At 53.1% G+C, this 15,166-nt stretch carries 14 protein-coding genes; 8 read left to right on the top strand and 6 right to left on the bottom strand.

Annotated elements, in window-relative coordinates:
- Window positions 1-8: 8 nt before the first annotated feature.
- Window positions 9-908 carry a LysR family transcriptional regulator gene (locus AC6EMZ_RS13560; protein ID WP_498403278.1) on the bottom strand — a complete coding sequence of 300 codons (900 nt, stop codon included), beginning with the start codon at window positions 906-908 and terminating at the stop codon, window positions 9-11.
- Between the two features lie 107 nt (window positions 909-1,015).
- Here AC6EMZ_RS13560 and AC6EMZ_RS13555 point away from each other — a divergent pair, with 107 nt between their 5' ends.
- Window positions 1,016-2,017, top strand: a complete 1,002-nt coding sequence (locus tag AC6EMZ_RS13555) for a zinc-binding alcohol dehydrogenase family protein (RefSeq protein ID WP_498403033.1) — start codon at window positions 1,016-1,018, stop codon at window positions 2,015-2,017.
- A gap of 83 nt (window positions 2,018-2,100) precedes the next feature.
- Here the strand turns inward: AC6EMZ_RS13555 and nadR are convergent, their stop codons facing one another.
- The 3 genes from nadR to serB are packed head-to-tail and all read right to left on the bottom strand — an operon-like array spanning window position 2,101 to window position 5,734.
- Window positions 2,101-3,333: a multifunctional transcriptional regulator/nicotinamide-nucleotide adenylyltransferase/ribosylnicotinamide kinase NadR gene (gene nadR, locus AC6EMZ_RS13550; RefSeq protein ID WP_498403032.1), complete on the bottom strand. Its 1,233-nt coding sequence runs from the start codon at window positions 3,331-3,333 to the stop codon at window positions 2,101-2,103.
- Between the two features lie 35 nt (window positions 3,334-3,368).
- Window positions 3,369-4,754: a DNA repair protein RadA gene (radA, locus tag AC6EMZ_RS13545; RefSeq protein WP_498403031.1), complete on the bottom strand. Its 1,386-nt coding sequence runs from the start codon at window positions 4,752-4,754 to the stop codon at window positions 3,369-3,371.
- An 11-nt stretch (window positions 4,755-4,765) separates the two neighbouring features.
- Entirely contained in the window at window positions 4,766-5,734 is a 969-nt protein-coding gene (gene serB, locus AC6EMZ_RS13540) for a phosphoserine phosphatase (RefSeq protein WP_498403030.1), read from the bottom strand.
- A 116-nt stretch (window positions 5,735-5,850) separates the two neighbouring features.
- Here serB and AC6EMZ_RS13535 point away from each other — a divergent pair, with 116 nt between their 5' ends.
- The 7 genes from AC6EMZ_RS13535 (at window position 5,851) to AC6EMZ_RS13505 (ending at window position 13,094) form a co-directional block, all read left to right on the top strand.
- Window positions 5,851-6,495 carry a YtjB family periplasmic protein gene (locus AC6EMZ_RS13535; protein ID WP_498403029.1) on the top strand — a complete coding sequence of 215 codons (645 nt, stop codon included), beginning with the start codon at window positions 5,851-5,853 and terminating at the stop codon, window positions 6,493-6,495.
- Window positions 6,496-6,534: 39 nt separating this feature from the next.
- A complete protein-coding gene (gene lplA / locus AC6EMZ_RS13530) occupies window positions 6,535-7,551 on the top strand; it encodes a lipoate--protein ligase (protein ID WP_498403028.1) in 1,017 nt (338 codons plus the stop codon).
- A gap of 286 nt (window positions 7,552-7,837) precedes the next feature.
- Window positions 7,838-8,545: a DUF1120 domain-containing protein gene (locus tag AC6EMZ_RS13525; RefSeq protein ID WP_498403027.1), complete on the top strand. Its 708-nt coding sequence runs from the start codon at window positions 7,838-7,840 to the stop codon at window positions 8,543-8,545.
- 54 nt (window positions 8,546-8,599) lie between these two features.
- A complete protein-coding gene (locus AC6EMZ_RS13520; protein WP_498403025.1) occupies window positions 8,600-9,289 on the top strand; it encodes a DUF1120 domain-containing protein in 690 nt (229 codons plus the stop codon).
- Window positions 9,290-9,368: 79 nt separating this feature from the next.
- Complete coding sequence (locus AC6EMZ_RS13515) at window positions 9,369-10,076, top strand: fimbria/pilus chaperone family protein (protein WP_498403024.1); 708 nt, start codon at window positions 9,369-9,371, stop codon at window positions 10,074-10,076.
- Between the two features lie 25 nt (window positions 10,077-10,101).
- A complete protein-coding gene (locus AC6EMZ_RS13510; RefSeq protein ID WP_498403022.1) occupies window positions 10,102-12,525 on the top strand; it encodes a fimbrial biogenesis usher protein in 2,424 nt (807 codons plus the stop codon).
- Window positions 12,522-13,094 carry a DUF1120 domain-containing protein gene (locus AC6EMZ_RS13505; RefSeq protein ID WP_498403020.1) on the top strand — a complete coding sequence of 191 codons (573 nt, stop codon included), beginning with the start codon at window positions 12,522-12,524 and terminating at the stop codon, window positions 13,092-13,094. Before AC6EMZ_RS13510 ends, AC6EMZ_RS13505 begins: the two co-directional genes overlap by 4 nt.
- Window positions 13,095-13,137: 43 nt before the next feature.
- Here AC6EMZ_RS13505 and deoD read toward each other — a convergent pair whose 3' ends face one another.
- Both deoD and deoB read right to left on the bottom strand, forming a co-directional pair.
- Complete coding sequence (gene deoD / locus AC6EMZ_RS13500; RefSeq protein WP_498403019.1) at window positions 13,138-13,860, bottom strand: purine-nucleoside phosphorylase; 723 nt, start codon at window positions 13,858-13,860, stop codon at window positions 13,138-13,140.
- 81 nt (window positions 13,861-13,941) lie between these two features.
- The gene (gene deoB, locus AC6EMZ_RS13495) at window positions 13,942-15,165 is read right to left on the bottom strand and encodes a phosphopentomutase (protein WP_498403018.1); all 1,224 of its coding nucleotides are present in this window, start codon (window positions 15,163-15,165) and stop codon (window positions 13,942-13,944) included.
- Window position 15,166 lies beyond the last annotated feature (1 nt).

Below are 15,166 nucleotides of genomic sequence, written 5' to 3'. Positions count from 1 at the left end.
GCACATAGTCAAGCTCCCACGTAAAAGCGTTTCACCTCATCAGACTGCATCGCAAAGTCGATATAGCTCATCAGCGCCGGGGAGTTCAGTTTACGACTCGGATAGGCCAGCCAAAGCTCATTGCCCTCAACGCTCCATTCAGGCAGCACCGGTACTAACGCCCCTTTTTCAACTTTATCCTCCAGCAGAAAAGCCGGAAGCAGCGTAATACCCGCCCCCGCTATCGCACTTTCACGGGCATAAACCAGATTGTCGGTAACATGCGCGTTGTCCGGCAAATGGCGATAATCGTCGCTCTCTCGGCGCAATAACCACTCGGGCCAGGCTTTGTGCGTGATGCAGCGATGCTCCACCAGCTGGCGCGGATGAGTCACCGGGGCAAAACGCGCCAGATAAGCGGGTGAAGCGAGCATGTAACGTGGACAATGGCCAATCATGCGACCAATCAGCGAAGAGTCCTGTGGCTTTCCAGTACGCAGCGCGACGTCAAAGCCTGACTCAACCAAATCTTTCACATCATCCGAAATGCAGACATCCAGCGAGACATCAGGATAGCGCCGCTGAAATTCAGCGTTGAGATGCGCCAGCAGCGTCGCGCCAATACCGGCGGGGCAAGTGATACGTAAGCGCCCGCTGGGGTTGTCGCGCAGGCGCTGAATAGCGTATTCCGCACGCTCGCTCGCTGCCAGCATCTCCCGGCAGTGCACCAGATAGTGCTCGCCCGCAAAGGTCAGATTCAGCTTGCGGGTGGTGCGGTTAAGGAGCCTCAGGCCTAGCTGCTGCTCAAGTTGACTCACGCGCTGGCTGACGCTGGATTTTGGTAAACCCGCTTTCTGCGCGGCGGCGGTAAAACTGCCCATTTCCGCCACCAGCGCAAACAGCGCCATATCCTGAAGCTGTTTAAACATCATTGTTCATCCGAGGCGAACACTTCGTTCTTGATTGTCCATCTTATCATGCCGCTGGCGATTTAATAGACTAGCCTCATTAGAACGCATTCCTTGAGGAGCAAACCATGTCAGTGAAAGCCATCGCCGTAAACCCCAACGATCCTGCTACGTTCATTGAGATCCCTCTTCCGATGCCGCAACCTGGCGAGCACGATCTGCTGGTCGAAGTGAAAGCCGTCTCCATTAACCCGGTCGATACCAAGGTCCACGCCAATATTGCGAAAAATGGCCTGAAAGAACCCCGTATTCTGGGCTGGGATGCCAGCGGGATTGTCAAAGCCGTCGGGTCTGCCGTCACGCAGTTTAAGGCAGGAGATGAAGTGTGGTACGCCGGCGACATCACCCGCTCCGGCAGCAACGCTACGCATCAGTTGATAGACGCCCGTATTGTCGGTCATAAACCGCGCACGCTGGATTGGGCAGCATCCGCAGCCTTACCGCTTACGGCGCTGACCGCATGGGAAGGGTTGTTTGAAAGATTGAACATTCAGGATGCCGGATCGGATAAAACACTGCTGATCGTGGGGGGGGCAGGCGGAGTGGGATCCCTGGCAATCCCCTTTGCGAAGCACAACAGTCAAATTAACGTGATCGCCACAGCCTCTCGGGAAGACTCTGCTCAGTGGTGTCGCGATCGTGGTGCCGATTTGGTGGTGAACTACCGCGATCTGCCCAGTGAACTGGCTAAACACGACATCAAATACGTCGATTACATTTTTATTCTGAACGATACCGACGGCCACTGGGCCGCCGTGAGCGAGCTGATTGCGCCGCAGGGCCATATCTGCACCATCGTTGAGAACGAGCATCCGCTGGATCAAAACCAACTAAAGTCTAAATCTGCCGCGCTGCACTGGGAATTTATGTACACCCGCAGTATGTATCAGACACAGGACATGGCGCGCCAGGGCGAGATCTTAGACGAAGTGGCAAAACTGGTGGATAACGGCGTGGTGAAAAGCTCACTCAGCGACACTCTGCATGGATTGAGTGTAGAGAGCATCACTGAGGCCCATCGCAAAGTGCTGGACGGGCATATGCGCGGCAAAGTTGTCGTTGCGTTTTAATTCTCCCCGGACCGTACCCCCTACCGCACCCAGCTATCCCCTCGCCCCTATTGGGGAGAGGGTTAGGGTGAGGGGAGAATGTTTTACCGCTGATCGCCCACCAGCGCTTTCACCAGCTCGACACAGCGCAGGAACCGGCTGTCGTAGTCCGACTCCTCCACCTTCACAAACTCCACGTTGTTCTCGTTGAGCATATCCACCAGCATGGTCTGGAACTCTTTTCTGTCTACCGAGCTACCAAGGCTGCGCATACCGTCTGCGACCCACGGGGTGTTGTTCTCCAGCAGGATCACTAAGTCAAACCGATATTCGTCAATCAGCGCCTGCACAAACGGATGTTCGCGCCCTTCATACTTTTTACAAAACGCCTGGGTGGTGACGAAATCGGTATCAACAAACGCCACTTTATTCGCGTATTTCACCGCAAAATCGATGTACTGCGCGTGGCCCAGGGCGATTTTATCGTAGTCAGAATACTGGAGCGCCATCTCGTCACCGCCCAAATGGGAGAAGACGTAATCACGCCCATATTCCCACGCACTGGAGGTATTGAAGATGTTTGCCAGCTTGTTGACCAGCGTTGACTTGCCGCTGGACTCCCCGCCCAGAATCGCCACCGTACGGACAAAGAAAGGTTTCACTTCAGTAGGAATATAATCCCAGTAGCGGAACGGGTTTTCGCGGATCTGCCCGCCGCTGATGTTCATAAACGTGCGTTTTGGGTCAATCAGCACCGTTTCAGTGCCCAGATGTTCGCGAAACTGCGGCGCATCGGACTCTTCGGACGTGTAGATCCAGTTAGGCGTAATGCCCTTCTCTTCCATGAACGCTTTAATGCCGTTACTCCAGACGTCCCAGCCGTGCGGATAAGGCTCCATGCCCTCTTCGTTAAAAGCATGAATGCGGATGTTTTTCTGGTATTTGAAGGTCTGGAGCAGCCAACGCAAACGATCGGGAACCGTCGGCTGTTGCGACATAGCGCTGTCTTCAAAGAGTTTGCGGTCACGCGTTTCATCGTAGCCCATGATGATATGCAGTTCATCCACCTGGCTACAGGCGCGCTGGATCAGATAAATATGCCCGGTATGAAGCGGGTAAAATTTACCAAACACCACGCCGATATTCTTTTGCATGCGCGGGAATTCAAGGCCCAGGAAGCGGTGTAAAGCCTCCAGCTTTTGCGCGCTTGGGCTTTTGATTTTGGCATTCAGCAGCTGGCTCAAATAGCCTTTGGTCATGCCGCTCGCTTCCGCTACCTGCTGCAACGTGCAGCCTTTTTGGCGGATTGCGGTTTTGATGTAGTCAAATGATGACATAAATTACGATGCCTCCTGCAAAATCGTATACGCAATTATAGGTCGTCAAAGACGCTTAATGCATCTGAGAGTTTTTTGACAGGAAACACTTTCATCCCTTCCGGCAACTTTTTCGGCACGTTGGCGGCCGGAACAATGGCCCGACGAAAGCCGTGTTTTGCTGCTTCGGAAATGCGCTCCTGACCACTCGGCACCGGGCGAATTTCCCCCGCCAGCCCCACTTCACCAAACACCACCAGATCCTGCGGCAGCGGACGATTACGCAGACTGGAAACCATCGCCAGTAACAGCGCCAGATCGGCACTGGTTTCAGTGACTTTGACGCCACCGACGACGTTGACAAACACGTCCTGATCCGCCATTTGCAGGCCACCGTGACGGTGCAATACGGCCAGTAAGATTGCCAGACGGTTTTGCTCAAGCCCGACCGCCACGCGGCGCGGGTTGCCCATCATTGATTGATCCACCAGCGCCTGAATCTCGACAAGCAATGGACGCGTCCCTTCCCACAGCACCATCACCGAACTGCCCGAGGTGATTTCATCGCCGCGGCTTAAGAAAATCGCCGACGGATTGCTGACTTCGCGCAGCCCCTGTTCAGTCATCGCAAAAACGCCCAGCTCATTCACCGCCCCAAAACGGTTTTTATGGCTGCGCAGCGTGCGGAATCGAGAGTCGGCGTCACCATCCAGCATCACGGAACAGTCGATACAGTGTTCAAGCACTTTAGGTCCTGCCAGCGAGCCGTCTTTGGTGACATGGCCCACCATCACAATCGCCACGCCGCGTGTTTTGGCAAAGCGCGTCAGGTAGGCCGCCGTTTCGCGCACCTGAGCCACGCTGCCTGGAGAGGACTGGATGTCCGCCATGTGCATCACCTGGATGGAGTCGATCACCATCAGCTTCGGCTGCTCTTCTTCCGCAATCATGCAGATCTGTTCGATGCTGGTTTCCGACAGCATATTAAGATTGCCCGTCGGTAAATTCAGACGATGCGCGCGCATGGCAACCTGCTGTAAGGATTCTTCGCCGGTGACGTACAGCGTTTTCATCTGTTCAGACAGTTTGCACAGGGTTTGCAGCAGTAATGTTGATTTACCCGCGCCTGGGTTGCCGCCAATCAGAATGGCACTGCCCGGCACCACGCCGCCACCGAGCACGCGATCGAACTCTTTAAAGCCGGTGGAAAAGCGCGGCACTTCATCCAGGCTTATCTCGGAAAGCTTCTGCACTTTCGAGACGCCCGCATTGCCCGCATAACCGCTCAGCCGTTCATTACGAGCAACCGTTGGTGAGGCGGCCACACCGCGCACTTCGGTAATGGTGTTCCAGGCATGACAGGCGCTGCATTGTCCTTGCCAGCGTGGGTAATCGGCACCACATTCATTACAGACAAATGCGCGTTTTGGAGCTTTCGCCACGGTTGACCTCTTTATTTCATATTCACGCTGCCGGACAGAATGCAAAATACACCCATCAGGTCAGCATGACGGATAGTGACTTCTGTCTTTTCATTGACTTTAGGCTTGGCGTGATACGCAATGCCAAGGCCTGCAACTTTGATCATCGGCAGATCGTTAGCACCGTCACCGATCGCGACGGTCTGTTCGACGGAAATTTCATATTTTTCAGCCAGACGCGTGAGCGTGTTCGCTTTGTACTGCGCGTCTACGATATCGCCAATCACCTGCCCGGTGAGCTTACCGTCCATGATTTCCAGCTCGTTAGCCACCACGGTGGTCAGACGCAGTTTGTCGCGCAGGTAGTCCGCAAAGAACGTAAATCCACCGGAGGCAATGGCCACTTTCCAGCCCAGTGTTTCGAGCTTAAGAACCAGCTGAATCAGGCCGGGCATCAGCGGCAGATCGTCGCGAACCTGACGCAGAATATTGGCATCCGCACCTTTGAGGGTTGCCACGCGCTGTCGCAGGCTGGCGGTAAAATCGAGTTCACCGCGCATCGCACGTTCGGTCACTTCTGCGACCATCTCGCCGCTACCGGCCAGCTTGGCGATTTCGTCAATACATTCGATCTGGATAGCGGTCGAGTCCATGTCCATCACCAGCAGACCTGGCGTTTTCAGATGCGGGATTTTACCCAGCGGAGCCACGTCCAGACCGGCGTCGTGCGCCAGACGGGTTGCGCGCGCGGTCAGCGAACCGGCCAGGCGCAGCACCTGATAATCTTCCACGCACCACGCGGCAACAATCACCATCGCCGCACCCAGTTTGGTTTGATACTGAGTCAGGCTTTGCTTATCCAGGCCGCGTCCGTACAGCAACCAGCCGCTACGGCCAGCATGGTAATCCAGTGGCATCACCTCATCACCACTTAAAGAAAGCGGCAATCCTGGCCATAAAGAGACATCATTAGGCAGATCGCACCAGGTAATGTTCGGCATTGAAGCTCCTGTAAAATGGTTCGCGCCGGAAGGTTCCAGGGGAAAATAACGCATGAGGCTACCTTGTAACCATCACTTCTGGCAACATTAAGCCGTAAATTTTCAACAGGTGGTATATGGCTCGCACAAAACTGAAATTCCGGCTACATCGTGCAGTGATTGTTCTTTTCTGCCTCGCGCTTTTAGTGGCGCTGATGCAGGGGGCATCCTGGTTTAGCCAGAATCATCAACGACAGCGTAATCCGCAGCTTGAAGAGTTAGCCCGCACGTTAGCGCGACAGGTAACGCTCAACATCGCCCCGGCGATGCGGACCGAAACGCCGGATGAGAAAAGAATCAGCCAGGTCCTGCATCTGTTAACGGAAGAGAGCCGTATCCTGGACGCCGGTGTGTATGACGAACAGGGCGATCTGATTGTACGCGCTGGTGAGCATATCGACGTGCGCGACAGGCTGGCGCTCGACGGTAAAAAGGCGGGTGGCTATTTTAATCAGCAAATCGTCGAACCGATCCAGGGTAAGAATGGCCCACTCGGCTATCTGCGGCTGACGCTGGATACCCACACGCTGGCGACCGAGGCAAAGCAGGTCGATAACACCACCAATATTCTACGGCTGATGCTGCTGCTTTCGCTGGCTATCGGCGTGGTGCTAACGCGCACGCTGTTGCAGGGTAAACGCACCCGCTGGCAACAATCCCCTTTCCTGCTTACCGCCAGCAAATCCGTGCCGGAAGAGGACGAAGGCGACAAGAAAGATTAGTGATAAAGTAGGCAAACGATCCGGAAAAGGAACTTTGCCATGACGACGTTACGCCTGCTTATCTCTGACTCCCACGACCCTTGGTTTAACCTCGCGGTAGAAGAGTGCATCTTCCGCCAGATGCCCGCCACGCAGCGCGTGCTGTTTCTGTGGCGTAATGCCGATACGGTGGTCATTGGCCGCGCGCAAAATCCGTGGAAAGAGTGCAACACGCGCCGCATGGAAGAGGACAACGTGCGCCTGGCCCGTCGCAGCAGCGGTGGCGGGGCGGTGTTTCACGATCTCGGCAATACCTGCTTTACCTTTATGGCAGGCAAACCGGAATATGACAAAACCATCTCCACGTCAATAGTGCTTAACGCGCTGAATTCGCTGGGCGTGACGGCAGAAGCCTCCGGGCGAAACGATCTGGTGGTGAAAACGACCGAGGGCGATCGTAAAGTATCGGGGTCAGCCTATAAAGAAACGATGGATCGTGGCTTTCATCACGGCACACTCTTGCTCAATGCCGATTTGAGCCGTCTGGCGAATTACCTTAACCCTGATAAGAAAAAGCTACAGGCCAAGGGGATTACCTCAGTGCGCGGCCGCGTGGCGAATCTCGTCGAGCTTCTGCCGGGGATCACCCATGAACAAATTTGCGACGCCATCCGTGAATCGTTCTTTGAACATTACGGTGAGCGCGTAGAGGCAGAAGTCATTTCGCCGGATAAAATCCCTGACCTACCCCACTTTGCTGAGACCTTTGCCCGCCAGAGCAGCTGGGAATGGAACTTTGGGCAAGCGCCTGCGTTCTCGCATCTTCTTGATGAGCGCTTTACCTGGGGTGGCGTGGAGCTGCACTTTGATGTCGAAAGAGGCCATATAACCCGGACACAGGTCTTTACCGATAGCCTCAACCCGGCTCCGCTGGAAGCATTAGCCGCCCGTTTGCAGGGGTGTATTTATCGTGCAGATATGCTGCAACAGGAATGCGACACGTTGATTGGCGATTTCCCTGAACAGGAAAAAGAGCTGAGGGAACTGTCGGAGTGGATTGGACAAGCCGTACGCTAAGCATAAGTGATAAGGGACAAGGATTGTTCCGTTAACTCTTGTAACATAAAGAAATTTATGTTCACACTATGACAAATAGTGCAAAAGCATAATCACCATTTATACATACCGTTTTAAAAGCACAACTTTAAATAAAATACATATAGCAAGCGTTATGATTAATATTTACTACATTTATCTTGCAGATTAATTAAATAGATTATTACAACCTCCCACATCAAAATACCCGCTCCAAAAATAATATTTAATCCCCGTGTTAACGCTATTTATTCGTTAAGGACTAACGATGAAAAAATTATTAATTGCAACCGCCGTCGCAATGACGTTTTCCATGACTGCGCAGGCAGCAAATGAGAATACCGCACAGTTGAAGGTCATCGGTACTCTGACCAATGATGCCTGCACGCCTGAAATGACCGGCGGAGGCACTGTTGATTTCGGTACACACTATGTCGACACGCTGTCTGCAACGGACACCAATCAGTTAGGTAAAAAAGACCTCACGTTGACCATCAATTGTCAATCACCTACAAAAGTGGGTTGGACCATCCAGGACAACACCGTGGGTGAAGCAGCCTCCATTACCATTGTTAACCCAGGCTGGAATGAGGGCGATGATGTCTGGACCTCAGACGGACGCTTTGGTGTCGGTAAAACCGCTGGTGGCGTCAACATTGGGGCTTACGCCGTCACGCTCAACCAGAATGGTGCAACGGCTGATGGAAAGGCAGCGTCCCTTGTAGAGGGAGGGATGTCTGGGGAACAAGTCGTCTGGACACACTTCAATGCAGGGTCTGATTACGACAATGTCACCAACGATGGCGCAAGTGCAATTACGCTCACAACTGACACTGGCGACTATCTGCCAACCGCTTTTACCACCGGCGTATTCCCCATGCGCGTAGGCCTGGCGGTTCAAAAAACCAGTACGCTGGCGATTACTGACAATACGCCAATTGTCGGCCTGGCAACCATTACTCTGCGCTACTTGTAATTATTACTCGCGTCACCGAAACAGACGCGATGAATTAACTGTTAAGGAACAACAATGAAAAAGATTTTAGTTGCCACTGCCATTGCGATGACACTGACCTCCGCGGGCGCAAACGCAGCTGACGCTACCGCCCAACTGAAAGTTACTGGCTTGCTCTCCGTCGAAGCCTGTACGCCAACCCTGTCTGGCGGCGGCACCGTTGATTATGGCTCTATCCACCTGGCTGGCTTATCAGCTACCAGCGATAACCAACTGGGCACCAAAGATGTTTCCCTGAGCATCAAATGCCCGGATGCGGGTGCTAAAGCTGGCTGGACTATCACAGATAACAACGCAGGAACTCGCGCAAGCGACATCACCATCACTAACGCAGACGCCGCAAACGGCTCGGTGAACAGCGCCGACCAGTCCTATGGCGTAGGCGAAACCGCAGGCAAGGTGAAAATCGGTGCCTATTCAGTGTTTACCGACATCTCCAACGTCACGGCTGACGGTGTCAAGGTTGATGCTATCTCCGGTGCCGCTGCCAGCCCAACGTGGGCGAAATCCACCACCGGTATCATCAAAAATGCAGATGCGGAAATGATGACGGTGGCAGTTTCCGGCAGCGCTGAGCCACTGTCTTACGTCACTGCAGTCTTCCCACTGAAAGTGTCTCTGGCCATTAAAGATACCACTACGCTTGCCATCACGGATGACACCAGTCTCGCAGGCCAGGCGACGATCACCGTAAAATACCTCTAACTATCACTGCGATATTTAGAATATAAGACCTCCCCCCATTAGAGGGGAGGTTATTTCTCAGGTTAAAGGATTAATCTCGATGTCAGCGACTCCATTTCTTTGCAAATTTGCGTTTGCCGCCCCTCTTGTTTTTTCTATTTTTCTAATACAGGCCAATGCCGCTGGAATGGTGCCTGAAACAACGTTGCTGGTCATTGATGAATCCACTCACAGCGGCGTTATGAATGTCAAAAATACCGACAACTTCCCCGCGTTGCTTTATACCAGCATTGTTGACCTGCCCGATGATAACGGGGTTAAGCTGAACGTCACTCAGCCAGTGGTTCGCGTAGAGCCTGGCCAGCAGCAGCAACTGCGCTTTATTATGGAGAGCCAGCAGCCTCTTACGGTTGAACACCTGAAACGTGTGACATTTGAAGGTATACCGCCCAAGAATAGCGATAAAAACATCAAGATAGGCTTCAATATGCGCCAGGATCTACCGGTGTTAATTCGCCCTAAAAATCTGCCTGTCGTCACCGATGCCTGGAAGCTGCTGACATGGTCTGGCAGTGGCCAAAATATCAAAGTAAAAAATCCTTCCGCGTATGTGGTACGTCTGGCACAGAACGTCACTTTCCAGCCTTCTGGCACCGCAGGCTATCTGAAAAAAACCTACATTCTGCCAGGTGAAACGCTGAACGTCGCGGTGAAGAAAAGCATCAACGGCGATAAATCCGTACGTTTTTATCCGGCAAGCCGCTACGGCATTAATGTTCCAGATTTCACCGCCCCACTGGCGCAATAATAAAAAAACTAATGCGAGTTAATGAGTGAATAGCCTTAACCTTCCTTCTTATATTCGAGCGGCACTCTATTGCTCGCTGACTCTATCTATTCTCCCTGGCCTGACAATACAGGCCAGGGAAGTGTCGTTTGAAACCAATATATTGACGTCCAGAGGGATCAGCAAAAACCTTGCAGAGTATTTTGCCGATGCACCTCGTTTTTTGCCCGGAAGACATACGGTTTCCCTAAAAATTAACGGTGTCGATAAAGGCTCACTGGCCGTACTTTTTGGTGATAAAGGCCAGCTTTGCGTTGACGCGGATTTTCTTAGCGCGACAGGATTAATGCCTCTGCGCATCAGCGCAAACGAAACCTGCCATAATTTACAGGCCGATTATCCCTCGGCAGTGATTAACCCGATACCGGGCAGTGAAGCGCTGGAGCTTTTCTTACCCGCAGAAGCGCTGGACAACGGCTTTCTTACTCCGCAAAACTTTGTGAAGGGGGGAACTGCCGGGCTGATTAACTACAACGCGTTCACTAGCCGGAGCGAAACAACAGGCTCTGAGTCGCACACTTATTCACAGGCCAATCTCGAAGCCGGTTTAAATATTGCGGAGTGGACCTTACGCAGTCGGTATATGTTAACTGACGACAATGGAAAATATTCCACCGACAGCTTATATACCTATGCCGAACACGTGTTTCAGGCACAAAAAACGCGCGCCCAGGTCGGGCAGATCAACGTAAACTCTCCGCTTTTTAGCGGAGCCTCAATCAATGGCGTACAGTTTATTCCCGAGCAGGGGTTAGCGCAGGATACGCCGGGGATCGCCGTAAAAGGGCTTGCCCGCGGCCCCCAGGCGCGCGTTGAAGTCCGCCAGTCAGGGCAGTTGATCTACTCTACGCTGGTCAACGCCGGTCCGTTCAACCTTGAAAATGTTCCCGTCGTGCGGGGCAATGCCGACCTCAACGTCAGCGTGGTGGAAACCGATGGGTCAATCACCCGCTTCATCGTACCCGCTTCATCGTTTAATTTCCGTGTGTCCCGTCCGGTGGGCTTAGCCATGTCTCTGGGTCGCGTTCGCGACACCGAGAGCGATTACGACAAGCCGTGGGTTTACAACGTTTCCAACGGCTGGCGTCTGGACAGAGACTGGACAACCACCACCTCTGGCGTGCTGGCTCAGGAATACCAGGCCGCCGGAGGAATGTTGCAGTGGCTTCCAGCCGAAAACCTGATGTTCTCTGGCTCAATGCTAGGCAGCAAGGCGTCCTACGGTGAATCGTTACAGGGAGCAAAAGGTGAGCTGCGCACCAGCATGGCGCTACCTGGCAGCCTGAATGTCGATTTAAGCGCCGCAAAATACAGCGCTGACTATCGCGAATTCACCGAAGCCCTAAATGATGACTTTGACGGGTACCAGAGTAGTTACAGCGCGAACCTGAGCTGGAGCAATGACGTTCTGGGAAGCTTCTCACTCGGCTATTACGGTTATCAGGCGACGGATGACGCCGATGATACTCGTAGCATCATCGTCTCCTGGGGACGCTCGTTCAAATACATGAACATTTCAGCTAACTGGCAACACGCGCTGAATCAGCAGGATGACGACGATGACAGTGTGGCGGACAACGATGACATGTTCTATGTCAACGTCAGCATCCCAATTGGTGGCTCACAGCGTATCGGTACCTATATGCGTAGCCAGGGCGATAAAACCACTTATGGCCTACAGAACAGCGGGGCGTTGGGCGAAAACACAAACTACTACATTTCCGCGGATCGGGATGACCAGACTCGCGAAAATAGCTTTAACGGTAACATCAACACCAACCTGCATTACACACAGCTCAGTATTGGCGGGGGAGCCAGTGGCGATAATCAGCGCAACTACAGCGCAACGCTCTCCGGCGGTATGGCGGCACATGCACATGGCGTGACGTTCTCCCCTTATGAACTTAAAGATACTTTTGCAATTGCCCGTCTGAGCGAACCTCAGAGCGGCATTGAAATTTCCACTCCTCAGGGCCGAGTGTGGACCGACCGCTGGGGCCAGGCTGTTGTACCAGGGATGACAGAATGGCGGAAATCACGAATTGAAATTAACGCCAATACCTTACCGAAAAGTATGGATCTGGCTAACGGCATCAAAAGCATTTCTGCGGCTCATGCATCCTTTAAAGAACTTGATTTTAAAGTCCTTAATACTCGCCGCGTAATGCTGGAAGTAAAACAGGCAGACGGCAACTGGCTACCGAAAGGGACCAGTATCGTTGATGAGAAAAACAATTACCTGGTCAGCGCGGTTGATAGCGGGCGCGTTTTTGTCACCGATATGTCAGAAAGCCCGGCGCTGTATGCCGTAGATGACAATATGCAACGACTGTGCCGCATCAATTACACGTTAAGTGACATCCAGGATAAAGAGGCGTTTTACGAAACGGCAAAAGGAGTCTGCCAATGAAATTCCACGGAATAACGCTGCTGCTTGCGGTTGCTGCGATATCTTCCATCTCTTCCCGCACAGCGCTGGCCGATGACAAATGTCAGCTAAGCCTAAGCTCCAGCAACGCCAGCTTTGGGCTTTTTAAACAAGATGACATTGTTAACGCCAAAAAAGGCTGGAACCAGATGCCGTCAAGAGAGATCAATGTCAACGTCAACTGCCCGGAAAGTCGACCTGTCGCTCTGTTTATTCAGGGGCGAGCTGGGGAAAAAGGTCGATTCTATTTTGGCGAGAGTGGCGGACTGGCAGTGCGCGTCAGCCAGATGGTGGTGGACGGCAAGAGCTATCCCTTCGCAAAGACGGTTGATCGCGCCCGCCTAACCCCGAATGGTGAAAGCATGGAAAGTCTGCTTTTGCATAATAATGATGGGATTGTTGCCGTTGAAAACGAGGCTACCGTGAGCGGTAAAAATTTGAGTTTTACGATGAAACTGACGCCGGTACTGAACGATCGGCAATTTTCATTCTCTACCGATATCACAGCGCTCGAAAGTGATCTGATGTGGGAAGTGCTGACGCAGCAGTGACCAGAAAAAATGCCGGGCGGCGAACGCTACCCGGCAGACAACATTACTCTTTATCGCCCAGCAAAACGGATTCCAGCGCGATTTTGATCATATCGTTGAAGGTCGTCTGACGCTCAGCAGCAGTGGTCTGCTCGTGAGTACGGATATGGTCAGATACGGTACAGATGGTCAGCGCTTTCGCACCAAACTCAGCCGCCACACCGTAGATGCCCGCCGCTTCCATTTCCACGCCCAGGATGCCGTACTTTTCCATCACGTCGAACATTTCGCCGCCGTCCGGAGAGTAGAACAGGTCAGCAGAGAAGATGTTGCCCACGCGTGCTTCAACGCCCAGCGCTTTGGCTGCGTCTACCGCGTCACGCACCATGCCGAAGTCAGCAATGGCAGCAAAATCATGATCTTTGAAGCGCATACGGTTCACTTTGGAATCAGTACACGCCCCCATGCCGATAACGATGTCACGCAGTTTCACGTCCATACGGACCGCGCCGCAAGAGCCCACGCGGATGATTTTCTTCACGCCGAAATCGGTGATCAGCTCTTTGGTGTAGATGGAGCACGATGGGATGCCCATGCCATGGCCCATTACGGAAATTTTGCGGCCCTTGTAGGTACCGGTGAAGCCCAGCATGCCGCGAACGTTGTTCACTTCACGCACGTCTTCGAGGAAAGTTTCTGCAATGTGCTTCGCACGAAGCGGGTCGCCAGGCATCAAAACAACGTCAGCGAAATCGCCCATTTCTGCATTAATGTGTGGGGTTGCCATCTTCAGTTCCTTTTCATTTAAATTCTCCCTCTCCCTGTGGGAGAGGGTTGGGGTGAGGGCATCAGCCCGCACCCAATGTGATTAAAACATGGTTTTGCCGTAGTCCATTGGAGAGGTACCGAAGTAGCTCGCAATGGTCTGGCCGATATCCGCGAAGGTTTCACGGTGACCGAGCGAGCCAGGCTTCACTTTCGGGCCGTACACCAGCACCGGAATGTGCTCACGGGTGTGATCGGTCCCGGTCCAGCTTGGGTCACAGCCGTGGTCAGCAGTCAGGATCAGAATGTCATCTTCACCCACCAGCTCCATCAGCTCAGGCAGACGACGGTCGAACAGTTCCAGACCGGCAGCGTAACCCGCGATGTCGCGACGGTGGCCCCAGGAGGAGTCAAAGTCCACAAAGTTGGTAAAGACAATCGTCTTGTCGCCCGCTTCTTTCATCTCTTTGATGGTCGCATCAAACAGCGCATCCAGCCCGGTGGCTTTCACTTTTTTGGTGATACCGCAGTTAGCATAGATATCCGCAATTTTACCCACGGAAACCACGTGGCCGTCTTTCTCGTCGACCAGTTTTTGCAAAACGGTCGCCGCCGGTGGTTCAACAGCCAAATCGTGACGGTTGCCGGTACGCTGGAAGTTGCCCGGCTTATCGCCGATAAACGGACGGGCGATAACACGACCGATGTTGTAACCGCCTTCGGTCAGCTCTTCACGGGCGATTTCGCACAGCTCGTAAAGTTTATCCAGGCCGAAAGTCTCTTCGTGGCAGGCAATCTGGAACACGGAGTCAGCGGAGGTATAGAAAATCGGTTTGCCGGTTTTCATGTGCTCTTCGCCGAGCTGATCCAGAATCACAGTACCGGAAGAGTGACAGTTACCGAGGTAACCCGGCAGATTGCCGCGCTCTACCAGCTTATCTAACAGTTTTTGTGGGAAGCTGTTCTCGTGATCGGAGAAGTATCCCCATTCGAACAGAACCGGAACACCAGCGATTTCCCAGTGACCTGACGGGGTATCTTTACCGGAAGAGAGCTCATGCGCCCAGCCGTAAGCGCCCACGACTTCTGCGTTGCCGTCCATTCCTGCGGCAACTTTACCGGTAGAACCTTCATGCGCTTTAACCAGACCCAGACGGGTCAGGTTAGGCAAATTCAGTGGACCCTGACGGCCAACGTCCGCTTCGCCTTTGGCGCAAGCTTCTGCGATATGACCCATGGTGTCAGAACCGACATCACCAAAGCGGTCCGCATCTTCTGTAGCGCCGATGCCGAATGAGTCCAGCACCATAATAAATGCACGTTTCATA

Source organism: Enterobacter sp. SCRI0065 (genome assembly GCF_059766475.1).
This window is presented reverse-complemented; position numbering and strand designations above follow the sequence as displayed.